Here is a 23,294-nt window from a genome sequence, read left to right as displayed (position 1 = left end):
GGGCAGCGAACAAGGACACTTTCCATGCGTATTCAAGACAAAGTTATCGTAATCACCGGCGGTGCATCGGGCCTGGGCCTGGCCACTGCGCATTACATGGCAGGCGAAAAAGGCGCTCGCGTGGCGATTTTCGACCTGAACATCGAAGCCGGCGAACACGCCGTGGCAGCCATTGGTGCTGATCGCGCAATGTTCGTGCAAACCGACGTCAGTGACGAAGCCTCGGTGCAAAACGCAGTCGACGCAGTGGTCGCTAAATTCGGCGCCATCCATGTGTGCATCAACGGCGCTGCCGTACCGACCGGTTTCAAAGTGTTGGGCCGTGAAGGCAAGGCTGCACCGCTGGCGCGTTTCGCCCAGGCGACCGCTATCAACCTCAATGGCGTATTCAACGTCATGTCCAAGTGCGCCGAGCACATGGCCAAGAACGAAGCCGAAGCCGGCGAAGAGCGCGGCGTAGTGATCAACGTGTCGTCGGGTGCTGCCTATGAAGGCCAGGTCGGCCAGTGCGCCTACGCGGCCACCAAGGCTGGCGTGATCGGCATGAACATGCCCGCAGCTCGCGAACTGGGCGAGATTGGCGTGCGCGTCAATGCCATCGCTCCAGGCCTGTTCCTGACCACCATGGTCGCCGGTCTCGACGAGAAGATTCTCAACTCGCTGAAAGAGCAGATGGAGTCTCCAAAGCGTTTGGGTGACATGCGTGAGTTCGCTCATTGCTGCGCCTTTCTGATCGAAAACGCCTACGTCAACGGCGAGACCATCCGCCTGGATGCCGCATCGCGTATGCGTGCCCGATAACTCGCCCTACGGTCTTCTTGAGCTATTGGAGCGGTCCACCATGAAAATGAATTTTAGCCGGGTCATGCGTTTGCTCGCGTTGCGTCATCGTGACCAGGAAGCCATCGTCAACATCGAGCGTAACCGGCGCTACACCTACGAGCAGTATCACCTGCTGACTAATCGTATCGCCGATGTCCTGCGCTCGATGCTGCACGTGCGCGCGGGCGAGCGCTTCATGTTGATCCTGGAAAACGACAACCTCAGCCTGATGATGTTTCCCAGCACCTTCAAGCAGGAAGGCACAGTGGTCATGACCAACCTGCGCGACCCGCTCGAAGAGCATTCGCGACAGATCGATCTGGTCAATCCTCGCGTAGTGTTTCTCGAAACACGCTTGCTGGACAGCTACTACAGCATGTTGCGCGAACGTGGCTGCGAGATCGTGGTGATGGACCCGCCCACAGCCGAGCAGGCCAGCCTCCCCGGCGTTCACAGTTTCTGGTCGTTGGTGGACGCAGCGTCCGACCTCGACAACGATGTGAGCCTCGATACCGATCAGCACATCTGCATGTTGCGCTTCACCGGTGGCACCACCGGCAAGGGCAAGTGTGCGATGTATTCCATCGACAACTGGATGGCGTGTCGCGACGCGGCGTTCATCAATACCGATCTGGGTATGTCCAGTGCAACGCGGTTGTTGCATGTTTCGCCACTGTCACACGGCACGATCATGCTGTTTTTCCCGACGTTCTATGGCGGTGGCACCAACCTGACCATGAACCAGTTGGACATGGAAGCCTGGCGCCAGCAGGTCGAGCAGGAGCGTGTGACCCACTCGTTCCTGGTGCCTACCGTGTTGTATCGCTTGCTGGAAATGCAACGCGCGGCCCCCAAGGATTTTTCATCGCTGAACACCTTGATCTACGGCGCCGCGCCGATGAGCCCGGACAAGCTGGGCGAACTGGTGGAATGCTTCGGGCAGATTTTTGTCCAGGGCTACGCCGCCACCGAAGCCCCGATGATCATCGCCGCGCTCGACAAGGCCTCGCACCAGCCCGGCAATGCTGCCGCGTTGCAACGCCTGTCGTCAGCCGGCCGCCCGACCCCGGGTGTCGAAGTGTTCATCGCCGATACGGACGGCACACCGCTGCCGATAGGCGAAACCGGCGAGATCCGCATTCGCTGCAAAGCGGTGATCAAAGGCTATTACGAAAACCCGGAAGCGACAGTCGCCGAGTTCGAAGACGGTGCGTGGAAATCCGGTGACCTGGGTTACATCGACCACAACGGTTTCCTGTACATCGTTGACCGTCTCAAGGACATGATCATCAGCGGCGGTTTCAACGTCTACGCGGTGGAAGTCGAAGCCGCACTGGCAGCGCACCCGTCGGTACTGATGGCGGCCGTGGTCGGCATTCCGCATGCCGAATGGGGTGAGGCCGTGCATGCCGAAGTCATCCTGCGTCAGGGTGAAACCGTCACGACAGAGGAACTGATTGCACAAACCCGAACGCGACTGGGCGGCTACAAGGCGCCGAAATCGCTGGTGTTCGTGGATGAGCTGCCTCTTTCGGTGGTCGGCAAGGTGCTACGCCGACAAGTGCGGGAAAAGTACTGGAAGGGATCATTGCGCAACATCAGCTGAAAACTCAGCCAGCGTCTGTTCCGGGTCACGCAGGCTCGGAGCAGGCGCTGCTGCAGTCACGCTCTAAGCGGGCATATCAATTTTATCCTGCACCCGGTTCGCGGTGATCTCCGCCACCATGATGCTGTTTGAAATCCCCAGCAACGCGTAACGCGCCTCCCCCTCCATATGATCCACCAACTGATGGACCATCACATCGACCGAGGCCAGCGTCTCGACCAAAAAAACCACCAGGGTTTCGTTACTCGCCGCTTGGTCCACGGAAAACAGTTTGCTGGGTGTACGCGCAGTGGCTTTGATGTCGGCATTCGACGGGAAGTGGAAATCGAGGGCACGCTCGGCGGCCTCGTTGAGTTTGTTTGAATCGGGTTCGTATGGGGATACCGGATCGGTGTCCGGTGGGTTGGGCGTTACTTTGAACATATGCTGAGTTACCTAATTGTGTGCCACCCCTCTTGCGACTAAACGAGAGGGAGGCAGCTGTACGCAGGTTAGTCGACCGGCAAACTCAGCAATCCGGCGCGCCCGAGAGCGCCCTGCGCACAACCACCATCAAGTACAGGAATTGAAAGACCTGCATGACATATGCGCGCACAACTGAGTTAACACGGGCGACTAAACCCGACTACTGATGGGCAGTGGCCGGGAAACGATAGAGGACAGGCCCAGGGCGCACAAGCCGGCGGATTCTGGCGTAACGGTAGGCAACGGCGCAAGGTCTTGTAGCTTTCAGGACGTAACCTTGAGAGTTCTTAAACAAACATCTTCAAAACGCGTTTAATGCGCCAGGCATGTTCATTATTTGAGTATGCCTGACTTCCCAACAGTCACCAGAATGGCCATGGCTCCAAACAGCCCTATCGCACTCCACTGCAAAATTGCCAGTTTGCGCCTCAGTGGGGCGGGGAAATTGATTACGTCCGCAGCGTTGACACTGCCTCTCCTGAGATAAAAGCCAGAGAAGGTCACGAGTCCAGAGATCCCGCCGACCACCAGCAACTTGCCCCACGGCCCGCCATGCTTGAGCGAAGCCAGCGACTGAATAGAAGAGCTGTTCTTGAGGTGCTCAAGCATCAGATCCATTTTGGTGTAGCCAAGGCGCAGCGCGACCCCAATCCAAATGAACATGCAGAGAATCACCACGCCGCACAAACAACCGACAACGAACTCGGCGGTATTCATTTCGTAATCTCGTAAACAATTTCGCCTGCCATTTCACCACCAGCACCAATGAGGGCGCCCCCTGCAAAAGATGCAGCTCCGACCACCACAATCCCGCAGGCCAGGGTAGCCATCCCGCCAGTCGGTACACCCAGCCCTATGCACAGAGCACCGACAACGGGCGCAGTAAATATTGAACCAGCTATTGCGCCACCCGCCACTCCACCTGCAAAACTGCCTGTCTCGGTGAATCGTATTTTTTTACAAGCCTCAGTTTCACCCGCTGAGCACACGTCCTGAACCTTTAAATACGAGCTTCCACCGCCTATGGCTGTACCTACCCAACCACCGTATTTGACTGCCTTTGCAGTCTTGGACACACCTTCAATGTGTGTGGCATATCCGGGTATTTGATCGGCAGCACCAGCCTTCGTCCAGCGATGTACCAAACTGCGACTGGAGATACTCAGAGCGCTTTTCAGGTTCGGATGATCAGGGAAGCCAATGCCTTTACGGGTCATCGCGGTGAGGTTCGTATCGAGCTGACTGAGCAGACGCTTACGCTCAGCAAAGAACTCGGGTGAGCGTAGATGGCCATCAGTTTGAAAGGTGCGTTTGTGGAGGGCCTCGATTTCGTTCAAGACGACTTTCACGTTATCCAGGTTCTTTGAAAACATCGCTTCACCAATGCCGATACCGGTCGAACCCGCAGACATGAAGGATTCGATTTCATCACGGTGGCGAACCATGAAGTCGGCTTCTTCGGGGGTCAGGGGGTTGAGGGCAACATTCGTCTTGTTAGCGGCTTCCATCAGTAGCGCTTCTTCGTGGGTGCATTGCTCATTATTGGGATCACTGAGCACGATCATCGAGCCAGCTTTAACATCGCTAAGATTGGGGTTCAACGAGTGAAACTTGCTCATCACCGCAGGGTTCTGCGAGGTGAAAAGCGAGGCTTTCAATTGATCAGCTGTCATGCTTTTGGGCACGACATAAAAACCAGGCTCTTGGGGGTGTGGCTTCACTACTGGCTCGGCGTCGGGCAGCGGCGGCTTTTCCTGCACAACGGGCCTATGAAACCCACCAGCTGTCCAGCCCTTGCCAGTGATGTGTGAATACTTGCCGAACGTATCGCTGCTTAATGGACTGAATGGTTCGCTCGTTACTAACAACAGCTCACCACTTTCAACCGCTTCGAGAATTTCTGTTTGAGTCCACGCCCGGCCAAACGAACGAACGTCAAGCCCCTCGATCCGGGAAAATGACCGCCCATAGAAATCTTCCTGAACCTTCGCTTTTACAAAAAATGGGGATTCTATTTTGCTAAAGCTGATTCCTTGACGCTCACGATCATGCCGATGAATAAGACGCATACCATATTTTCCTTAATACGAGATCTGATCAGGCAGCGGACTGCTCTGGTCATTCCATTGATGGTGGCCGAAGAGTAACTGGCGTCAGTCAGAGGTAAAATGATGGCATATCGCCAATGAATCGCGTGGTGATGAAAAGAGCGAAAAAAGTCTGTCGCAACTCTCGGCGTGTAAAACGCAAGCAAGGGCCTGTCAGACTACTGGCCCCAACAGTACCGGTTTACGAGCGCGTGACTTGCGCCCGTTTTATTCCCTGACGCTTGGCGCCGACGACATCTTTAACGCCAATGACCAGTTGCGGGATGCCTGACAGTCGCTGGCGAAGCCTGACTTTTTCAGGAATACCACTGTAACGAGGGGCTTGCGCCCGCTGGGCTGCACAGCCGCCCCAAAAAAGGCACCGCTGCGCAACCCTGCGTTAGTCACTCACGCTAAGTAGGCATATCAATTTGATCCAGCACCCGGTTCGCGGTGATCTCCGCCACCATGATGCTGTTTGAAATCCCCAGCAACGCGTAACGCGCCTCCCCCTCCAAATGATCCACCAACTGATGGGCCATCACATCGACCGAGGCCAGCGTCTCGACCAAAAAAACCACCAGGGTTTCGTTACTCGCCGCTTGGTCCACGGAAAACAGTTTGCTGGGTGTACGCGCAGTGGCTTTGATGTCGGCATTCGACGGGAAGTGGAAATCGAGGGCACGCTCGGCGGCCTCGTTGAGTTTGTTTGAATCGGGTTCGTACGGGGAGACCGGATCGGTGTCCGGTGGGTTGGGCGTTACTTTGAACATGTGCTTGCTTCCTTGATAGAGCGACAACCCTCCTGCGACTAAACGAGAGGGAGGCAGCTGTACGCAGGTTAGTCGACCGGGGAAGCTAGCAAAGCCGGCGCGCCCTAAGGCGCCCTGCGCACAACCGCCATCAAGTGCAGGCATGGGAATGCCTGGCTGACAAGCGCTTGTGCAGCTTGCTTATAACCCCGGGCGACTAAACCCGACCACTGATGGGCAGTGGCAGGGAAACGATAGAGGCCAGGCCCAGGGCGCACAAGCCGGCGGATTCTGGCGTAACGGTAGGCAACGGCGCAAGGTCTTGTAGCTTTCAGGACGTAACCTGGAGAGCGTTTAAACAAGCACCTTCAAAACGCGTTTAACCGACCAGGCAAGCTGGTGTGGTGAGGGGGCAAGCCCCCTCACCACAATGCTACATCGTCCATGCCAATCAAATGACCGAGACCCCCTGTTACGGCGCCGTCACCACGGTGTAATAAACCCCATTGGCGCCATAGGCAGGCCGCAACCAGGAATTGCCGCACGCGTAGTACGTGTTCTGGGTAATAGTCACCAAATTACATCCCGCAGGCAGGCTCGCATAAGTCTGACCCAAGGGCATCGTCGACGGTCCCGATGCAATCATCCCGGTGTTATAGCCAGCGCCGAACGCGTTGTCGTCGGCATTCTCGGTGGCCACTGCTCCTGCAGCCTCACCCACCGCCAGGCCCGTCGCAGCGGCGGCTACCGGATTGACACCCCCGCAGTAATAACAACCGCTGGTGGCAACCACAGCGGTGGGTGGATGGTAGTAGGCGGTCCCGTAGGGCACTGAATGGTAAGCGACCCCGCCATAAGCGGGTCCCTGATAAGCCGTCGTGCCATAACCGTCCGCGTGGTAGCCAGAAGCTGTGGCGCCATCCTCACCTTGTGCATGCCAGGCACCCTCCCCGCCGGAAGCTGTTCCGCCTGCTGCACCAGTGCCGCTCCAGGACCCTTCACCACCGGAGGCGGTACCGCCGGCCTCACTTCTGCCGCTCCAACTGCCTTCGCCACCGGACGCCGAGCCACCGCGATAGCCTGAACCGCTCCAACTGCCATCACCGCCCGAGGCCGAGCCGCCGCGATTGGTTGAGCCACTCCAGCTGCCATCGCCGCCGGAAGCCGAGCCGAATTCGCCGGAATGACTCCATGAGCCACCACCGCCATATGAATGCCCCCAGGCCGAAGCACGCGACCAGGCGGCCGCCTCGTTACACATCAGCGCGGCGATTAACAGGCCAGCGAACTTCAAGGTAGATCTGTTCATGATTCAACCTCCTCGTTCAGGGTTTTGTGACCGGTTCTTTTACGGCTTGCGGGGCGCGAAGGGCCGGGGGCGGGGCAAACTTGATCCGGTGCGCCGACTCGATATTGTCGGGTTTGAAGAACGCTGCGGGCATCGCTGAACTGAGCTTCCAGTCACTGAAATCGATCTGATGCCGGGACCGGGTCGGGTCATCGAGAAACACTGCGCGCAACCTGCGCGGGAGCTTGTCCTCAGTACCGATCCAGGCCTGGACGAACACGCCGTCGCTCGCATAAGCGATCACATCAGTGGTGGTATCGCCGACCACCGTGGACTGGCCGATGTAGAACGCCACACGCATATCCGTGGACAAGTCTTTATACGGATCAGCAACGATTACGTCGGTAAACGGAAAATAGATGGCCGCACGCAGGTAAGCGGCCTCCAGCGTCGCATCGATGGTGGGGGGCGCATCGACTTGGGCGAGCAGGTTGTCTTTGCGCTCATAGGCATAGGCTTGCTTGCCGTCGTAATAAAACTCGGTGGCCGGACCATCGCCAGAGGTCATGACACGCAGCTGGTTCGGGCGCTGTTCAGTCACCAGCGCCACCGAAGTATAGGCCAGGGGCGGCCCCAGCCGACTGGGCTTTTCGTAGGTGGTAACGGCTTTGAAACTCAGGCCCTGGGTACCGGTCAAGCGAGCGCTCATGGCCTTCAGAATATCCAGCGCCTTGGGCTCCAATTGCGCCGCTGGCGCATCGACTGCTGGGGTCTGGGCGGCATGCAACGGGGCGACAACGACAGCCATCACCATGCTGACCGTGAACAAGCGGATATACCGCTGGAGAGTAGGCATCTTTTGTTCTCCGCAGAGAGAGGTCAGGCGTTAAACGACTGGCGATGAAAATGACGTCGTAACGGACTCGTATTCCGATGAAGACGATTTGATGATTCATGCCCTGGATCGGTTTGCAGTCTTCGACCATCCGGAAACCTCAGCAAAGCTCAATTTGCTGTCGTTCGCCATTCAATCGAAAAAAATAACCCGTCAAATCCGCGCAAAAAAGTCAGCGTGCAACGCATTGGCTGGATATTTCAGCATTGCTACCTACGCTCTCTTCAGGAAGTGTTCGCAATTCGACGCAGGTGGGCGATGGCCGACTGCATTAACACAGAAACAATCGACTTATCCCGGGAGCACACACCACCATGAACATGTACCGAAACCTGCTGATCGGCACCGCATTGGCTGGACTCCTGCTCGGCGGTTGCACCTCGAAAGTCACCGAGACGACGCAGTACTCCGGTTTCCTGTCGAGCTACAGCGACCTCAAGGAAGTCCAAACGCCCAGCGGTGGTACGGCGATGCGTTGGGTGAGCCCCTCGTTTGACCGGAATGCGTATACCACCGTGGCGTTCAATACGCTGGAGTTCTATCCCGCGCCAAAGCCTAACGAGCGGGTCAATCAGCAGACGTTGCTCGAATTGCAGAACTACATGACCACCACAGCCAAAAGCGTGCTGGGCCAAAAATACCGGATAGTGCCTAGCGCGGCCGCAGCACCGGCCGGCGCAAACACACTGATCCTGCGTGCGGCAATCACCGGGGTCAGCGCTTCGAACGAAGGCATGAAGTGGTATGAAGTGGTGCCGGTTGCAGCCGTTGTCGGAGCGACACAGGCCGCCACCGGTCACCGGGATCAGGACACTAACCTGTTCATCGAAGCCGAACTCATCGACGCCAGGACCAATCAAACCGTCGTCAAAGTGGTGCGCAAAATATTCGGCACCCCGCTGGAGAACGACAAGCAGGCCATCACCGCCCAGGACTTCAAGGCCGCTATCGACAAATTGAACGCCGATATCTGGGCGTTCATCCGCAGTTGAATCCTGTTTCAACCGCCAGAAAAGGTTGGCGGTTGAATTAACCCAAGCAGAGGACATTTGACATGCATCCCTATTTATCGCGTCCCTTATCCACTGTGCACAGAACGATGTTCTTCGCTGCCCTCATCGGCTGTGTACTGGCGTTAAACGGCTGCGCAACGGTGGAAGCGCAGACCACCGCGTACGTCGGGGTCCCGCAGTATCCGCCGACCCTGCCGCAGGAAGTCCAGGTTTTACGCACAGATCCGACACGCCCCTTCATCCGGCTGGGTGAGATTTTGGTTGATGCCAGTATCGAACCGGCGCCCCCTATGGCCGAGATCGAACTGAAACTGCAAGACGAAGGCGCCAAGCTTGGCGCAGATGCAGTCGTCATTGTGTACGACCAGATTGCGACCGTTGGGGCTTACGTGTCCGGCCCGGTATGGAGCCGTGACGTCAGTACGATCCAGGGGCGCAAACTCAAAGCCATTGCCATCAAATACAAATAATCGATTCCTGAAAAAGAGGTACACCGCATGAAAACAATACTGTCCTGGATGACCCTCACGTTGACAGCTGTGTTAATCAGTGCCTGCTCTGCCGTCGGATCAACCGATGGCGGTGCCGGTGAGATTCAGGTTCGATCCGGGAAGATCGAGCAGATATCGCTGACACAGATGCAGACCAATCACGACAGTGGCGTCGGTGCCGTACTGGGCGGTATTGGCGGCCTGGCTCTCGGCAGCCTGATCGGTCATGGCACCGGGCGCGATGTCGCCATGGTTGCCGGTGCGCTCGGTGGTGCTGCCGGTGGTAACTATGTCGAGAAGAAAAAATATGACCAACCGATAGAAGCGCAACAGATCATCGTGCGAGTCACCAGTGGCGTACTGGTACAGGTGACCCAGCCGATCAATCCGAACTTGAGTAAAGGCATGACCGTGTACATCGAAGGCTCAGGCAATGATGCCCGCGTGGTACCGCAAGGCGGCTAAGGGGACGAGATCAACGGGAGCGGGCTGGGGCTCATCGGGGAAACAGAAACGTAATCGCCGCGCGAAATCCCCAGCCCTGCGCCCCGTCCTCGGGACTGTCGGCCCAATACCGTGGCCCGACCTGAATTGTCAGCGGCTGGCCTCCCAGCTTGAGCAGCTGAGTCACCGTGGCATTGATGGGGACCGACCACTCCCTGGATTGCCAGTTGTAGGTCGACTCGGTGTTTATGCCAAACGTCGTGTAGGTGTGAGTGGTGTATGACCAAAACGGCTGCAGGAACGTCTGATTGACCTTTTCCGCATTCGGCTGCTCGCCGCTCAGGCTCCAGATCTGATTGGCCAGAATACCTCGCGTCCATCCGTTCGATTGTTTCAGCGCCACGATGGTCGGCCCGGCTCCCCACTGCCGACTGCTCAGCAACCGGTCACTTCCCGTGGGAATCAGCAAGACAGGCCCGCCACCCAGAATCCAGCCGCTTTCCGTCGGATCCTTGGGCGAGAAGAAAAAGCTTTGGGTCACATCACCCACACCGGACTTGTCCGCCACCCCGCCCGGAGCCAGGCCATGCTGGTCAATAATCGGCAGGATCGTGCGGGAAATCAGGTTCCAGTGGTCATTCAACTCAAAGGGCAGCACCGGCTGGACGTTGGTCACGCTTTGCATGCCCTCCCCCGTGGGCCCCATCTTCTGATTCCAGTTGTACTGGATCGGCAGGCTGTACAAGTTTGCGATCGGATTCAGGGATTTTTTGGCCAGTTCGGCGGAATCATCAGCGTGAGCACTCAACGCCCCGAAGAATAGGGCGCAAGGCAACAGGTACTGCCCAGGTCGCAGGCTCGGCATGTTTAAACACCTTCTGTGGTTTGAACATCAGCAAAGCGCAATTTCTTGGCTCTCGCCATTCAATCGCTGAACAAAATTAAGTTTCGCCTCTTTTAACAGGGCCGCTTCTGGAAATTTCACAATACCTACCTAATCTGATCGCGGGGGATGCCGTATTTCAGGAGTGACCTGAGGGCTTTCTTTAAGCGTACCCACAGCCGTACACAGGGTCTCAACTATGAATCGAAAAAAAATACTCTCCGCGCTCGCAACGCCTTTGCTGATGTCGGCAATGTTTATCCCCGGTATGACGCATGCCGCCGATAAGCAGCCGAATATCCTGGTGATCATGGGCGACGATATCGGCTGGTCCAACATTGGTGTCTACAACCAGGGCATGATGGCCGGTCGCACACCGAATCTCGATCAGCTTGCCAATGAGGGCATGCGCTTTACCGATTATTACGCCGAGGCCAGTTGCACCGCCGGACGCGCCAACTTCATCACCGGTGAACTGCCGATCCGTACGGGTATGACGACCGTCGGCCAGGCAGGCTCGCCCATCGGTATTCCCGCCGAAGCCGTGACCATCGCCACAACCCTGAAATCCATGGGTTATGCCACCGGCCAGTTCGGCAAGAACCACCTGGGCGACTTGAACGAATTCCTGCCCACCGTCCACGGCTTTGACGAGTTCTTCGGTTACCTCTATCACCTCGACGCCATGGAAGACCCGGCACACCCCAATTATCCGAAGGACCTGCTGGACAAGGTCGGGCCGCGCAACATGGTCCACAGTTGGGCCACCACCACCGATGACACCACTGTCATGCCGCGCTGGGGCAAGGTCGGCAAACAGAAAATCGAAGACGCCGGCACGCTGTATCCAGAGCGGATGAAAACTGTCGACGACGAGATTCGCGACAAGACCTTCTCCTTCATCGACAAGGCCAAACAGGACAACAAACCGTTTTTCGTCTGGTTGAACCCGACCCGCATGCACATCGTCACTCACCTGTCCGACAAGTACGAAGCCATGCGCAATTCGGAAAACGGCTGGTCGGAACAGGAAGCGGGCATGGCGCAGCTCGACGATATCGTCGGCGAGGTGATGGCCAAGCTGAAAAAAGACGGGCTGGATGACAACACCATCGTAGTTTTCACCACCGATAACGGTGCGGAAAACTTTACCTGGCCGGACGGTGGTACTACCCCGTTTGCCATGGGTAAAGGTACGGTCATGGAAGGCGGCTTCCGGGTGCCGGCGATCGTTCGCTGGCCGGGTAAAGTGCCGGCTAACACCATTGGCAACGGCATCATGTCGGGCATGGACTGGTTCCCGACGCTGGTCGCTGCGGCGGGTAACCCGAACATCACCACGGAACTGCTCAAGGGCAAACAACTGGGTGATACCACCTACAAGGTGCACCTGGACGGCTACGACCAGACCCCGATGATTACCGGTAAAGGTCCGTCGAACCGGCATGAAATTTTCTACTTTGGAGAGAGTGTACTGGGTGCGGTGCGCATTGATGACTACAAGTATCGCTTCATTGACCAGCCTGGCGGATGGATGGGGGCGAAGGTACCTATGGATGTTCCGATTCTGACCAACCTTCGTCTTGACCCGTTTGAACGCATGGGTTGGCCGGAGAACCAGTCAGCACAGGGCTCGCAACAGTACTTCGACTGGTTCAAGTTCCAGTTCTGGCGCTTCGTGTTCGTTCAGCAGCAAGTGGGCAAACTGGCTGAAACCGCGATTGAATTCCCGCCGATGCAAAAAGGCGCGAGCTTCAACCTCGATTCGGTCAAGGCCAAAATCGAGGCAGCCCGCGCGGCGATGGCCAAGTAGGCTAGCAAGTCCACGGGTGGCCCGGGGGGCCATCCGTTTTAGAACAGACATTTGGTGAGGTCAATCCATGCTAACAAGAACAGTTGCCCTACCCACTTTCACACTACTCGCCCTGTGCTGCCAGCAAGCCTGGGCGGGCGGCATCATGCTTTACGAAATCGGCACGGATAACGTCGGTCTGGCCAACGCCGGCGCCGCCGCCCGCGCTCAAGGCCCCTCGACCATCGCCTATAACCCGGCGGGCATGAGTTACTTGCCGGGCACGCAAATCACCGGCGGTTTGCAAGTGATCTACGGTGACCTGTCCTTCGATCGCGATTCCGGCACCAACACCCCGGGTAGCGGCAGCGGCAACGCCCTTGATCCGATTCCCGGCGGCAGCTTCTTCGTCACCCATGAACTGGACGATCAGTGGAGCGTCGGTTTCGGCACCTACGGCGACTTCGGGCTTGCCATCAATTACGACAACGAATGGTCAGGGCGCTATTTTGCGCAAAATGCCAGCATCGTCGGTTTGTCGATGGTGCCCAGTGTCTCTTACCGTTTCAACGAGCAATGGTCGGTAGGCGTGGGCATCAAAGCCATGTACAGCGAGTTGAAGGCGCAAACCGCCATTGACCGCAGCCCCTTCGGTTTTACCGATCGCACGGACGGCCAGTTCAAGTACCGTGATGGAACCTGGGGCTATGGCGCCAACGTCGGGGTGATCTTCTCCCCTCAGCCGCCACGCGCATTGGTCTGACCTACACCAGCCAGGTCGATCTGGACTTCGAAGACCGTCTGGATGTGAAAGGCGACGGCCGGCTGCTGGAGCGCATCAACAACACTCAAACCGATCTCGACGTTAAGGTGCCGCAAACCGTCACCCTCAGCCTGTTTCAGCAAATGGACCCGAAACTGGCGTTGCTGGCTTCGGTCAACTGGCAGGAATGGTCGAAGTTCGGCGACATTGGCGTACAGGTCGACACCACGGCGTTTGGTGCGCAATCGACAACGATCGACGCGCATTTCAAGGACACCTGGCACCTCTCACTGGGTGCGCAATACCAGGCCACCAAGCAATGGCTGTGGAACGTCGGGGTGGCGTACGACAGCAGCGCCGTGTCGGACAGTAACCGCAGCGTGATCTTGCCTATCAACGAATCCTGGCGCCTTGGGACGGGAGCCACTTATGCTGTAGACAAGGACACCGACGTTAACGTCAGTTGGGCCCTGATCTGGCTCGGTGACATGCCCGACCAGCAGACCAAGAACGTTTCCGGGAATCAGATTTCCGGTCAATTCGACAGTGCCTGGATTCAAGCGCTGACCGGGAACATGACCTGGCGTTTTTGATGCCTGGCAAAAAAAATACGACTTAAACCATGGAGTAAACACCACTATGATTCTGTCCCGAAACGTGTTCATCGGTGCTGCATTGGCCGGCGTCCTGTTGGGCGGCTGCACCTCGAAAGTCACGGAGACGACGCAATACTCCGGTTTCCTGTCGAGCTACAACAACCTGAAGGAGGTCGAGACACCTAGCGGTGGTACCGCGATGCGTTGGGTGAGCCCATCGTGGAACCCGAATGCGTATAACACCGTGGTGTTCAACAAGCTGGAGTTCTATCCAGCGCCAAAACCCAATGAGCGGGTCAACCAGCAGACGCTGACCGATATTCAGAACTACATGTCCAGCAAGGCCAAGGCCACACTGGGCACGAAGTATCAGGTTGTCAGCAATCCGGCCTCCGTTCCGGCCGGTTCCAAGACCTTGATCCTGCGCGCCGCAATCACGGGGGTCAGCGCCTCGAACGAAGGGATGAAGTGGTATGAAGTGGTGCCGATTGCAGCCGTCGTCGGCGCGACACAGGCAGCCACCGGCCACCGCGACCAGAACACCGAGCTGTATATCGAAGCGGAATTCATTGACGCTCAAAACAACCAGACCGTGGGCCGAGTCGTGCGCAAGGTGTTTGGCACGACCCTGGAAAACCAAAGCCAGAATGTCACTGCGAAGGATTTCAAAACCGCCATCGACAAACTGAACTCAGACCTCCTGACGTTCATCAAGTAACAGCCACAAAGCGCTCAGACCTGCGCCCCGTGAACGGGGTGCAGGCATCATCTGCGACCATCACTTTTTCATCCCGACCCGTCGTCGCATCTCGGCCGTAATCGTCTGCCGGGTTTTCTTCAGGTCCGCCCAAGGCGCATCGCCCACCTCCGCCAGGCGTTCATGCACCGTGTGCACGTTCCATTGATTGCCACCCCTGAGCTCCGCAACCTCTTCGCGAAAGACCGGCACCGACACCGGCAGCCCTTCACGGGTGCGTGCGGCGTAGGCGCAAATGGTGGTCGCGCCCAGTCCGTTGCGCAGGTAATCGATGAAGATCCGCCCTACCCTGTTTTTTGGTCCCGACACCGCGGAAAACCGTTCCGGCAACAGCTTGGCCATGTGGCTGACAATCGCATGGCTGAAGTCTTTTACTTCGTCCCAGCCGAGCTTGCGGATCAGCGGCACCACCAGGTGAATGCCTTTGCCGCCGCTGGTTTTGAGAAACGCCTTGAGGCCAAGCTCATCCAGTACCGACAGCGTCAGGTGCGTCGCTTCGACCATGCTTTTCCACGGCAACGCCGGGTCCGGATCGAGGTCGAGCACAAAGCGGTCGGGCCGGTCGAGGTTATCTGCGGTGGCGTTCCAGGTGTGCAGTTCCACGGTGCTCATCTGCACGGCGCCAATCAAGGCTTCGGCGTTGTTGATGATCATCACCGGTTGGCCGGTCAGTTCCTTGTCCAGCGTGGTGATGCCGGGGATGGCCAGGCGCTCGGCGTTTTTCTGGAAAAACAGCTCACCGGCAATGCCGTCCGGCGCGCGCACCAAGGCAACGGGGCGGTCCTTGAGCTCGGGCAAAATCCATTGGGCAACGCTGGCGTAATACTCGGCCAGTTGCACTTTGGTGGTGCCACTGGAGGCGTCGATGACCCGGTCGGGGTGGGTGATGCGCACCTTGCCTTCACCCAGGCCAATCTGCGACGGAGCGGGCGGGTCCGCTTTTTTTTTCGCCGCAGCGGACGTTTTTTTAACTGGAGTCTTCAGCACTTTCGGCTGCTCCTCTGTAATGCCTTCGGCGGGTTTGTCATCGCGCAGGCCATGGAATACCGCATGGCGAACCGAGCCGTCCTTGGTCATCTCAGCGAATGCCACTTCCGCCAGCAGTTTGGGTTTGAGCCAGTGCACGCCCTTGGCCTCGAAACCGGTCGGTGGATTGACCACCGATGGCTTCTTCGCCTGCAACGGTTTCAGCTGTTCGTAGATGCGCTTAAGCGTGGTCTCGTTGAACCCGGTGCCGACCTTGCCGGCGTAACGCAACTGGCCGCTGTCACGGTCATGCAAGCCGAGAAGCAACGCACCGAAGGCGTTGCGCGAACCTTTCGGATCGGTGTAGCCGACCACCACAAATTCCTGCCGGTGTTTGCACTTGAGCTTGATCCAGTCGCTGCTGCGCCGGGACACGTAAGGCGAGCCCAAACGCTTGCCGATCAGCCCTTCCATCTGCATTTGGCAGGCGCTATTGAGCAAGGCTTCCGGCGCTTCGTCGAACGAGTCCGAGAAGCGCAGCAACGGGTCCTGATTGAGTTTGAGCACGGTGGACAGCGCCACCCTGCGCTCTTCGACCGGTACCTCGCGCAGGTCCACGCCATTGAGGTAAGGCAGGTCGAACAGGTAATACAGGATGTTGGCGCTGGCACCGGCGTCGAAGGCATTTTGCAGCGCCTGAAAGTCCGGTACACCCTGCTCGTCGGCCACCACCATTTCACCGTCGAGCCAGGCCGATTCGAGGCTCAGTGCCGCTAAAGCTGCAGCTTGTCTGGGGAGCTTGTGGGTCCAGTCGTGACCGTTACGAGTGAAGAGTTTGACGTCACCGTGATCGATGCGGGCCATGATCCGGTAGCCATCGAACTTGATCTCGTAGCTCCACTGGCCCTCCGGGGCCTTTTCCACCAGCGTGGCCAGTTCGGGTTTGAGCTGGTCGGGCAGTTTGGCTTTGTGAGCGCCGGTGAGTGGCGCGGATGCCGCTTTAGCAGCAGGTTTGGCAGGCTTTTTGATGGGTTTGGGTTTACCCGCTGTTTTTGACGGTTTGGCGATGAGGGTTCGGTCACTCAGCACGCTATCGGGCTCGGCAGCGATCACGTCGTAGTCGCTTTCCGGTTTGGCCGCGCTGTCCTGATGCTTGATCAAAAACCATTGTTCCTGCTTGCCCGGCATGTGCGTGCGCACCAGGTTCCACAGTCCGCCGAGCTTCTCGCCTTGCAGTTCGAACTTGAGTTTGCCCTTGGCGTAAGCCTTGGCCGGATCCTCCTGCGGAATCCACACGCCACGGTCCCAGACGATCACGTCTCCTGCGCCGTAATGCCCTTCGGGAATGCTGCCCTCGAACGTCGCGTAGTCCAGCGGATGATCTTCGACGTGGACCGCCAGGCGCTTGACCTTGGGGTCGAGCGAAGGACCTTTGGGTACCGCCCAGCTTTTCAGTGCGCCATCGAGCTCCAGGCGAAAATCGTAGTGCAGGCGAGAGGCGTCGTGCTTCTGAATGCAAAACTGCAACGCATGGTCTTTTGCATTTTTTTTGCTCAGGCGTTTGGTCGCGGCGGGTTCAGAGGTCGCCGAAAAGTCGCGCATGCGGTTGTAGTCGTCGAGGTTCTTGTTCATGGCGCACCTGGCGTCAATTCAACGATCCCCCCGATACCTGGGCCGACCCGCGTGACGATCAGCGCCACCACTGCAATCCGTTCCACCCGTTGATAGCCCGGGGTCAGCAATTCCTCGCCGAACACGTCGGGATCGAGTTCACGGTAAGTCCAGCCAAACATCGGCGATTCAAGACGCGGGGTCAGCGCTTGCAGGAAAGGATCATGGCCATCGATCATCGCCACCCCGGTGTACAGCACCAGCGAACCGCCGGGCGCAAGTCGATACAACGCTTGCTCGACAATGCGCAGAGACAGTTGCGCACCGAACGCCCCACCACCATGGCGGTACGCCCGCTCTGCCGGGTCGGCCATGTAGGGTGGGTTGGCGACGATCAGGTCGAACTGGCCGTCGACGTCCTGCAGCACATCACTGGCCTCGACGCTGACATTGGCCACTTCGGCGAGCGCGGCATTGATTGCCGTCAGGCGCAGCGCCGCCGGGTTGATGTCCACGGCCAGCACTTGGGCTTCTCGGCATGCACGGGCAATCACAATTGCTCCGACACCGGCCCCACAGCCGATGTCCACGGCACGCCTGATTGGGGCGAAGTTGTGTTGCAGATGGGCATGGATCAATTGCGCAAACCGATACGTGTCCGGGCCGAAGAACACCGCGTCCGCCGCGTCGGTGGGAAAGGCGGAATGCACAAACAGCAGGTCATCCAGACTCGACCAGCGCACCCGGCTTTTCAGGTGGCCGTTGCTTTCCTCCAGCACACCAGCCTGTTGTAACTGCCGCTGCTCATCCGCCGACAACAGGCCCGGCTCGAACGGCCGCGACCAACCGAACACATCACGCAGGGTCTGGGTCTGTCGCCAGGCCGCGCGATCAAGCACTCGCTGATGCGTCAGCGGCGTGGGTGTGATGAATCGATAGCCGTCAGCCTGCAATCGGCGTCCCAGTTGCAGCAACGCCAGATCGGCAGTGCCCATGTGTTCTTCCTGATTCATGAAAGGCTCCTTAGCGAAGGCTGGATTTGAGCTCGATGAATCGACGCGTGGCCAACAGGCCGGCTGGATGGGAATGCCGGTGCGCCGACAGCCACGGAATCAACACCTGCATCTGCTCGGCAGCGGTCCGCCCCTCCAGCGCGGCTTGCAGGCTCTGGACATCCGGATCGCTGGCCGGCAAGGCGGGTTCGACGGCGTCACTGTGACTACGGCGATACGCCGGTGGCGGGCACTCGGGTGTCCAGTCGCCGGCGATCCAGTCATGCAGCAGTTGTTTTTCATAAGGGCTGAACACCCCGAACATGGCAGCGCCGTCGCCCTCGATCAACTGCCAGAAACGGCTGGCTTGCGGGTCCTGGTGACGCTTGATCCAGCCCTTGTTTTCCAGGGCGGCGAGAAAGCCGGGCAACTGCTCTGGCGCCGACAGCCACTGGTTGACGGTCTTGCCTTCAAAGCGGCAGTAATCGGAATGCATGTGCTGGCCGAACGGACGTTTGCGTTCCAGCATGTTCAGCACTTCGCCGAAGAGGTCGAACGATTCGATGATCGCCCGACTGCCCGGCCCCAGATCATTAAGCCGATAGCCCAGCGCGACCCGACGCAGAAAGTCTTCGCGATCACCTTCCAGCGGCATCAGTTGCAACACCGCCTGCACGGCTTTGTGCGCGTGGCCGGTGCTGGCATTGTCGATGGTCACGTGCAGCGTGAAGTAATACGGATCGATGCCCAATTCGCCGAGTTCATAGGCGCTGATCAACAGGTGCAGCGGCAGTTGTTCATAGCCCAGGTTATAGCCGATCACCTCAGGTAAAAACCTGTCGGCGCATTTGCCCAGCGCCAGCTGTATTGCGCCTTGCAGGTAATGCTCGTCGGCGATGACGCCGGTGTCCTGCAAGCCCAGTTCCGCCAGCAATTTGCGGTAGATCACCACATGATTTTGCGCCGGGTTGCCGTCGCCCAACTCTTCCAGGTAGGTGCACATCAGCCCGTCGAAACGCGGGTCACGCCACTGCGCCAGCAACCCCGACAACCAGGCGCCGTCCACCCGTTTGGTCGGGGCAACGGCTTGCAGGAAAAACAGGGCATGGGCCTTGTTGCTGAAAAACTGCCGTCCGCCCCCCGCTTTGCGGGCTTTGAGGTAGTCGGCGTACTGGCGAGCCACCTCGGTAGAGTGCTGCTCGACAAAGCCTTGCAGGGCCGACAGGTCTTGCGGCATGTCCTGCGGCAGGTTCGCTGCTTGCTGCAGTTGAGCGTGCAGAAACGTCCGGGCGAGAGGCTGGGCATCGTCGCTCAACAGCAACTGCTCGTAGGTCTGCTTCAGGCTACCGGTGGCAGAAATCGCCTGCTCGTGGGCAGGCCGGGATTGGAGGTGTGTCAGGGCAGTCATGGGCGCATCTCTCGGTCTATGGCCAGTGGCAGGACGTTCAAGCAACACGTCTCTACATCAGCAGAGCGACAGGCCCGGAGAAAAATTCAATCGGCGTTCAAATTGCCCGGACAGACGGGCTTGTGGCGGGGCAGATCTCTCGAACAAGACTGGTGACCGCGTTATCGTTCTTCGTCGGAACGCCGCCCGGAGCCGGCTCGCGAAAGCAATCTGATAGTCAGCATGGTTGTTGTGGCTGCCCCTCAGGCAGCGCCACCCTTGGCCTGCAGCTCCAGATGCACCTGCAATTGGGGATCGATGTTCAGCGCCGCCGACAGTTCGTCCAGCCAGGTACGCTCGGCCTCCCCCTGATCGTTCACCAGCATCACGCTGGCCAGATACATTTCCGCCGCGATCGCCGGATCGGTTGCCGACAGCGACACATCGGTGGCATCCAGCGGCCGGGCCACCTCTTCATCCAGCCATTGCTGAAGGTCCGGGTCATCGGTGTGTTTACCGATTTCAGCGCTGATCATCTGCTTCTCTGCATCATCAATGCGGCCATCGGCCTTCGCCGCCGCAATCAACGCGCGCAGCACCGCGTGGCTATGGTCTTCGACGTCCGGGCCAGACAATAAATCGACGGTGCGCGGCGGCTGTTGTGGCGCCGAGGGCTGACTGCGCTGCCAAGCCTGATACGCCTGAAAGGCCATCATTCCCAGCGATGCCAGGGCGGCATAACTTGTGCCGCCACCGGAGCGATTTTGAGTCACACCGCCCGTCGGTGCGCCGCCACCCAGCAATCCGCCGAGCAAGTCATCCAATCCACCACCGGCACTGCTTCGGCCGCCCCCACCGCCTATCAGGCTGCCCAGTAACCCGCCCAGTCCGCCTAGCGGATCTTGAGACGATGCGCTTGCGCCGCTCTGTTGCGACATCGAGCCTTTGCCGGCCCGCAGTAATTGTTCGAGTAAATCGCTGGTGTTCATGACAATGTCCTCCTCAAGGGAAGTGAATCAGTCAGGCAACGATAGACCTCGACGGCAAATGCGCCACCACCGTTGGGCTGGCGTGAAAGCCTGATATGCCACCAGGATTTACCGACGGTGAACCTTATCCCCGGATTCCCGGTCGATACCTGCAACCCGATCCGGTTTGCCGACACCCCACTTGAAGGGTGATAACTGGCTTGCTTCACTTTCTGGAGAACGCCCCCGTGATTTCGACCGTACACATTGCCAGGCTCAAAGCATGGGGAGCCCATGGTTTCACCGCGACCGGCGTAGTGACCGCCTTCCTTGCCACCCTGGCGCTGCTGGAAAACCAGCCGACCCACTGCCTGCTGTGGCTGGGGGTCGCGCTGATCGTCGACGGACTGGACGGCGCACTCGCGCGCAAGGTCAATGTGCAGTCGGTGTTGCCCGGTTTCGATGGCTCGATCCTGGACCTGGTGATCGACTACCTGACCTATGTGTTCATCCCGGCGCTGTTTATTTATCGCTACGTGCCGCTGCCGGATTACACGCTTCTGCTGACGGTGTCGCTGATTCTGGTGTCGTCGCTGTTGTGCTTCTGCAACGTCAACATGAAAAGCAAAGACAACTACTTCCAGGGTTTTCCGGCCGCGTGGAACGTGGTTGCGCTATGCCTGTACATCATCGCGCCGACACCGTGGGTGACTTTGTTTACGGTCATCGGCCTGTCCTTGTTGACCGTGACGCGGATGAAGTTCCTGCACCCGTTTCGCGTGCGCCGTTTCATGCCGATCAATATCGCTGTGACGGCCATCTGGTTGCTGTGCAGTTTGTCGCTGGTGCTTAACCATCCGGTGATCAACCCTATGGTAATGGGGCTCTGGTTGCTGATGTCGGCATACTTTCTTGGGGTCTGCATCTGGCGCACGGCATTGGAGTGGTTGGACGGCTCGCATCAGCCATAATGCGAAATGGCCATTTATATCGTTCGACTCGGTTCACCGCGTACACCCGATGAGGGTTTGCGTTTAGGCACCGTACGCCGCCCACCCCGTGGCGTACTGAAGACCGAGTTTGCCCGTCGGGATTTTTATGACGTGTGGCAGCCGTTACTGTCACCCAGCGCGGAGTTGCTCGCCGAGGCCAAAGCGGCCACTGATGAGAAAGCCTGGGAAGCCTTCCGGCGCAAATTCAAGGCTGAAATGAACCATCCCGCGCCGAGTCAGCTACTGGACCTGCTGGCGGCCCTCTCCCATCAAACCTCGCTGGCCATCGGTTGTTATTGCGAGGACGAAACGCGTTGCCACCGCTCGGTATTGCGCGAGCTATTGAAGGCCCGGGGCGCCAGCATCGTGTAAACCTCAAAAACACCATAAATCCCTTGTAGGAGCTGAGCTTGCTCCGGGCGGCGTTCCGACGATGGCGGTCGATCATTCAACATTGATGCTGACTGAACGTACGCCATCGCGAGCAAGCTCAGCTCCTACAGTTAGATCTATGCCAGCTCAGCGCCTTGTGATGACGACTTCGAGGTATTCGCTCGGCACCACCAGTGACTTCTCCCCCGCCCGGTTCGCCCGGTTCAGCAGCTCGGTCAGGTCCTGTTCAAACGCTTGGGCGCCCTCAGGAGGCAACACCGCGAAGGCTTTATGGAGCGGCCCGTACCACTTGCGGAAAACGTCAATGAAGTGCGCCGCCGAGCGATAGCGAAAGTTGAAGGTACGGCGCGTCACCTGGACCAGAAAGTCGCGTTCATCGAAGTATGTATGCAGCCAGGCTTCGGTGCCCCAATTGGAGGGCGGTTGTGCCCCCGCCGGGGGCGGCATGTGGCGGCCCAGGGTCTTGAACATCTGCCCGACATAGCCTTCCGGCGTCCAGTTGGCCAGGCCGATCCGCCCACCGGGGCGGCAGACTCGCGCCAGTTCTGCGGCGGCTTTGGGCTGGTCGGGCGTAAACATCACGCCGAAAGTCGACAGCACGGCATCGAAGCTCGCATCCTCAAACGGCAGGGCTTCGGCATCGGCCACCTGGAAGGTCACCTCCAGGTGCTCTGCCCTGGCCCGGTCTTCGCCACGCTCCAGCAGCGCGGCGACGTAGTCGGTCGAGGTGACCTTGCAGCCTCGGCGTGCGGCGGCGAGTGTCGCATTGCCGTTGCCAGCGGCGACGTCCAGCACCCGCTCGTCACAGAGCAGGTCGCAGGCTTCTGCAAGCTGCTCGCCGACAATCTGCAACGTGGTGCCGATAACGGCGTAGTCGCCGCTGGCCCAAGAGGCCATCTGGCGGTTTTTCAGGGCAGTGAGATCAATCAGTGTACTCATGAAGTCTGCTCCGTAAGGATTGCAACGCGATCGCGGCCTATTCCGCCGTGGTGGGATCGATAATACTCGCCACTTGGGAAATACGGTTGGCCGGGAAACCACTGCGGGTGGCGTGTTCTTTGATGAGCGCTTCGTTGGGTGCGATGTACACGCAGTAGAGTTTGTCACCGGTGACGTAACTCTGAAGCCACTGCACTTCTGGCAGCTCGCGCAACACATTGCAGGACTTTAGCGAGGCGGCTTTCAAATCGCGCTCTGACAGTGTTCCAGCGCCAGGGATCTCTCGTTCTATGACGAACTTTGGCATGGCAACCTCTCATTTTTGTTATTGATGACGGGGTCGGAATCGGCCCCGTTGGCCAACTATCGCCCCAGCGCAGGCCAGCGTCCTG

General features: G+C 58.5%; 22 protein-coding genes and 1 pseudogene. 10 read left to right on the top strand and 13 right to left on the bottom strand.

Going from position 1 to position 23,294, the window contains the following annotated elements; genetic code table 11:
* Positions 1-24 precede the first annotated feature (24 nt).
* Entirely contained in the window at positions 25-801 is a 777-nt protein-coding gene (locus tag ACA048_RS11680; protein WP_497629242.1) for an SDR family NAD(P)-dependent oxidoreductase, read from the top strand.
* 40 nt (positions 802-841) lie between these two features.
* The gene (locus ACA048_RS11675) at positions 842-2,428 is read left to right on the top strand and encodes a class I adenylate-forming enzyme family protein (protein WP_497629240.1); all 1,587 of its coding nucleotides are present in this window, start codon (positions 842-844) and stop codon (positions 2,426-2,428) included.
* A 63-nt stretch (positions 2,429-2,491) separates the two neighbouring features.
* On the opposite strand, the gene ACA048_RS11670 is transcribed toward ACA048_RS11675, so the two are convergent.
* From ACA048_RS11670 to ACA048_RS11645, 6 genes are all read right to left on the bottom strand, one after another.
* Entirely contained in the window at positions 2,492-2,851 is a 360-nt protein-coding gene (locus ACA048_RS11670; protein ID WP_497629239.1) for a DUF6124 family protein, read from the bottom strand.
* A 375-nt stretch (positions 2,852-3,226) separates the two neighbouring features.
* Positions 3,227-3,610, bottom strand: coding sequence for a hypothetical protein (locus ACA048_RS11665; protein WP_497629238.1), 384 nt, complete (start codon positions 3,608-3,610; stop codon positions 3,227-3,229).
* The gene (locus ACA048_RS11660; protein ID WP_497629237.1) at positions 3,607-4,962 is read right to left on the bottom strand and encodes a hypothetical protein; all 1,356 of its coding nucleotides are present in this window, start codon (positions 4,960-4,962) and stop codon (positions 3,607-3,609) included. Before ACA048_RS11660 ends, ACA048_RS11665 begins: the two co-directional genes overlap by 4 nt.
* Positions 4,963-5,393: 431 nt before the next feature.
* Entirely contained in the window at positions 5,394-5,753 is a 360-nt protein-coding gene (locus ACA048_RS11655; protein WP_497629236.1) for a DUF6124 family protein, read from the bottom strand.
* A 451-nt stretch (positions 5,754-6,204) separates the two neighbouring features.
* Positions 6,205-7,041 (bottom strand): hypothetical protein, encoded by an 837-nt coding sequence (locus ACA048_RS11650; RefSeq protein WP_497629235.1) that lies wholly within the window; start codon positions 7,039-7,041, stop codon positions 6,205-6,207.
* Between the two features lie 16 nt (positions 7,042-7,057).
* Positions 7,058-7,876, bottom strand: a complete 819-nt coding sequence (locus tag ACA048_RS11645) for a DUF2092 domain-containing protein (protein WP_497629234.1) — start codon at positions 7,874-7,876, stop codon at positions 7,058-7,060.
* 353 nt (positions 7,877-8,229) lie between these two features.
* On the opposite strand from ACA048_RS11645, the gene ACA048_RS11640 reads away from it, so the two are divergent.
* The 3 genes from ACA048_RS11640 (at position 8,230) to ACA048_RS11630 (ending at position 9,884) form a co-directional block, all read left to right on the top strand.
* A complete protein-coding gene (locus tag ACA048_RS11640) occupies positions 8,230-8,907 on the top strand; it encodes a DUF3313 domain-containing protein (RefSeq protein ID WP_497629233.1) in 678 nt (225 codons plus the stop codon).
* Positions 8,908-9,014: 107 nt separating this feature from the next.
* Entirely contained in the window at positions 9,015-9,398 is a 384-nt protein-coding gene (locus tag ACA048_RS11635; protein ID WP_497629232.1) for a hypothetical protein, read from the top strand.
* A 27-nt stretch (positions 9,399-9,425) separates the two neighbouring features.
* On the top strand, positions 9,426-9,884 hold the full coding sequence (locus ACA048_RS11630) for a glycine zipper 2TM domain-containing protein (protein ID WP_497629231.1): 459 nt from the start codon (positions 9,426-9,428) through the stop codon (positions 9,882-9,884).
* Between the two features lie 31 nt (positions 9,885-9,915).
* Here the strand turns inward: ACA048_RS11630 and ACA048_RS11625 are convergent, their stop codons facing one another.
* Complete coding sequence (locus ACA048_RS11625) at positions 9,916-10,728, bottom strand: transporter (protein ID WP_497629230.1); 813 nt, start codon at positions 10,726-10,728, stop codon at positions 9,916-9,918.
* Between the two features lie 217 nt (positions 10,729-10,945).
* Here ACA048_RS11625 and ACA048_RS11620 point away from each other — a divergent pair, with 217 nt between their 5' ends.
* From ACA048_RS11620 to ACA048_RS11610, 3 genes and pseudogenes are all read left to right on the top strand, one after another.
* Positions 10,946-12,559: an arylsulfatase gene (locus tag ACA048_RS11620; RefSeq protein ID WP_497629229.1), complete on the top strand. Its 1,614-nt coding sequence runs from the start codon at positions 10,946-10,948 to the stop codon at positions 12,557-12,559.
* A 67-nt stretch (positions 12,560-12,626) separates the two neighbouring features.
* Positions 12,627-13,894, top strand: a pseudogene (locus ACA048_RS11615) (OmpP1/FadL family transporter).
* 46 nt (positions 13,895-13,940) lie between these two features.
* The gene (locus tag ACA048_RS11610) at positions 13,941-14,615 is read left to right on the top strand and encodes a DUF3313 domain-containing protein (protein ID WP_497629228.1); all 675 of its coding nucleotides are present in this window, start codon (positions 13,941-13,943) and stop codon (positions 14,613-14,615) included.
* 60 nt (positions 14,616-14,675) lie between these two features.
* Here ACA048_RS11610 and ligD read toward each other — a convergent pair whose 3' ends face one another.
* The 4 genes from ligD to ACA048_RS11590 all read right to left on the bottom strand — a co-directional run bounded on the left by ligD (position 14,676) and on the right by ACA048_RS11590 (position 20,599).
* The gene (gene ligD / locus ACA048_RS11605) at positions 14,676-17,252 is read right to left on the bottom strand and encodes a DNA ligase D (protein ID WP_497629227.1); all 2,577 of its coding nucleotides are present in this window, start codon (positions 17,250-17,252) and stop codon (positions 14,676-14,678) included.
* Positions 17,249-18,244 carry a methyltransferase gene (locus ACA048_RS11600; RefSeq protein WP_497629226.1) on the bottom strand — a complete coding sequence of 332 codons (996 nt, stop codon included), beginning with the start codon at positions 18,242-18,244 and terminating at the stop codon, positions 17,249-17,251. The genes ligD and ACA048_RS11600 overlap by 4 nt, the downstream gene beginning before the upstream one ends.
* Before the next feature lie 10 nt (positions 18,245-18,254).
* A complete protein-coding gene (locus ACA048_RS11595) occupies positions 18,255-19,631 on the bottom strand; it encodes an iron-containing redox enzyme family protein (protein ID WP_497629225.1) in 1,377 nt (458 codons plus the stop codon).
* A 242-nt stretch (positions 19,632-19,873) separates the two neighbouring features.
* The gene (locus ACA048_RS11590; protein WP_497629224.1) at positions 19,874-20,599 is read right to left on the bottom strand and encodes a tellurite resistance TerB family protein; all 726 of its coding nucleotides are present in this window, start codon (positions 20,597-20,599) and stop codon (positions 19,874-19,876) included.
* Between the two features lie 227 nt (positions 20,600-20,826).
* On the opposite strand from ACA048_RS11590, the gene pcsA reads away from it, so the two are divergent.
* The gene (gene pcsA / locus ACA048_RS11585) at positions 20,827-21,549 is read left to right on the top strand and encodes a phosphatidylcholine synthase (protein WP_497629223.1); all 723 of its coding nucleotides are present in this window, start codon (positions 20,827-20,829) and stop codon (positions 21,547-21,549) included.
* A gap of 6 nt (positions 21,550-21,555) precedes the next feature.
* The gene (locus ACA048_RS11580; RefSeq protein WP_497629222.1) at positions 21,556-21,942 is read left to right on the top strand and encodes a DUF488 domain-containing protein; all 387 of its coding nucleotides are present in this window, start codon (positions 21,556-21,558) and stop codon (positions 21,940-21,942) included.
* A gap of 147 nt (positions 21,943-22,089) precedes the next feature.
* Here the strand turns inward: ACA048_RS11580 and ACA048_RS11575 are convergent, their stop codons facing one another.
* Both ACA048_RS11575 and ACA048_RS11570 read right to left on the bottom strand, forming a co-directional pair.
* A complete protein-coding gene (locus ACA048_RS11575; RefSeq protein ID WP_497629221.1) occupies positions 22,090-22,902 on the bottom strand; it encodes a class I SAM-dependent methyltransferase in 813 nt (270 codons plus the stop codon).
* 37 nt (positions 22,903-22,939) lie between these two features.
* Entirely contained in the window at positions 22,940-23,209 is a 270-nt protein-coding gene (locus ACA048_RS11570; protein ID WP_452625985.1) for a DUF4242 domain-containing protein, read from the bottom strand.
* Positions 23,210-23,294 lie beyond the last annotated feature (85 nt).

The sequence above is a fragment of the Pseudomonas sp. LBUM1659 genome (assembly GCF_059716045.1).
Note: the sequence above shows the minus strand (reverse complement) of the source record. Positions and strands in the feature narration are given on the sequence as shown.

Excerpts from the sequence above, each read along its gene's own strand:
- ACA048_RS11680 (WP_497629242.1), top strand. The coding sequence starts at position 25 with ATGCGTATTCAAGACAAAGTTATCGTAATCACCGGCGGTGCATCGGGC.
- ACA048_RS11675 (WP_497629240.1), top strand. The coding sequence starts at position 842 with ATGAAAATGAATTTTAGCCGGGTCATGCGTTTGCTCGCGTTGCGTCAT.
- ACA048_RS11670 (WP_497629239.1), bottom strand. The coding sequence starts at position 2,851 with ATGTTCAAAGTAACGCCCAACCCACCGGACACCGATCCGGTATCCCCA.
- ACA048_RS11665 (WP_497629238.1), bottom strand. The coding sequence starts at position 3,610 with ATGAATACCGCCGAGTTCGTTGTCGGTTGTTTGTGCGGCGTGGTGATT.
- ACA048_RS11660 (WP_497629237.1), bottom strand. The coding sequence starts at position 4,962 with ATGCGTCTTATTCATCGGCATGATCGTGAGCGTCAAGGAATCAGCTTT.
- ACA048_RS11655 (WP_497629236.1), bottom strand. The coding sequence starts at position 5,753 with ATGTTCAAAGTAACGCCCAACCCACCGGACACCGATCCGGTCTCCCCG.
- ACA048_RS11650 (WP_497629235.1), bottom strand. The coding sequence starts at position 7,041 with ATGAACAGATCTACCTTGAAGTTCGCTGGCCTGTTAATCGCCGCGCTG.
- ACA048_RS11645 (WP_497629234.1), bottom strand. The coding sequence starts at position 7,876 with ATGCCTACTCTCCAGCGGTATATCCGCTTGTTCACGGTCAGCATGGTG.
- ACA048_RS11640 (WP_497629233.1), top strand. The coding sequence starts at position 8,230 with ATGAACATGTACCGAAACCTGCTGATCGGCACCGCATTGGCTGGACTC.
- ACA048_RS11635 (WP_497629232.1), top strand. The coding sequence starts at position 9,015 with ATGTTCTTCGCTGCCCTCATCGGCTGTGTACTGGCGTTAAACGGCTGC.
- ACA048_RS11630 (WP_497629231.1), top strand. The coding sequence starts at position 9,426 with ATGAAAACAATACTGTCCTGGATGACCCTCACGTTGACAGCTGTGTTA.
- ACA048_RS11625 (WP_497629230.1), bottom strand. The coding sequence starts at position 10,728 with ATGCCGAGCCTGCGACCTGGGCAGTACCTGTTGCCTTGCGCCCTATTC.
- ACA048_RS11620 (WP_497629229.1), top strand. The coding sequence starts at position 10,946 with ATGAATCGAAAAAAAATACTCTCCGCGCTCGCAACGCCTTTGCTGATG.
- ACA048_RS11610 (WP_497629228.1), top strand. The coding sequence starts at position 13,941 with ATGATTCTGTCCCGAAACGTGTTCATCGGTGCTGCATTGGCCGGCGTC.
- ligD (WP_497629227.1), bottom strand. The coding sequence starts at position 17,252 with ATGAACAAGAACCTCGACGACTACAACCGCATGCGCGACTTTTCGGCG.
- ACA048_RS11600 (WP_497629226.1), bottom strand. The coding sequence starts at position 18,244 with ATGAATCAGGAAGAACACATGGGCACTGCCGATCTGGCGTTGCTGCAA.
- ACA048_RS11595 (WP_497629225.1), bottom strand. The coding sequence starts at position 19,631 with ATGACTGCCCTGACACACCTCCAATCCCGGCCTGCCCACGAGCAGGCG.
- ACA048_RS11590 (WP_497629224.1), bottom strand. The coding sequence starts at position 20,599 with ATGAACACCAGCGATTTACTCGAACAATTACTGCGGGCCGGCAAAGGC.
- ACA048_RS11580 (WP_497629222.1), top strand. The coding sequence starts at position 21,556 with ATGGCCATTTATATCGTTCGACTCGGTTCACCGCGTACACCCGATGAG.
- ACA048_RS11575 (WP_497629221.1), bottom strand. The coding sequence starts at position 22,902 with ATGAGTACACTGATTGATCTCACTGCCCTGAAAAACCGCCAGATGGCC.
- ACA048_RS11570 (WP_452625985.1), bottom strand. The coding sequence starts at position 23,209 with ATGCCAAAGTTCGTCATAGAACGAGAGATCCCTGGCGCTGGAACACTG.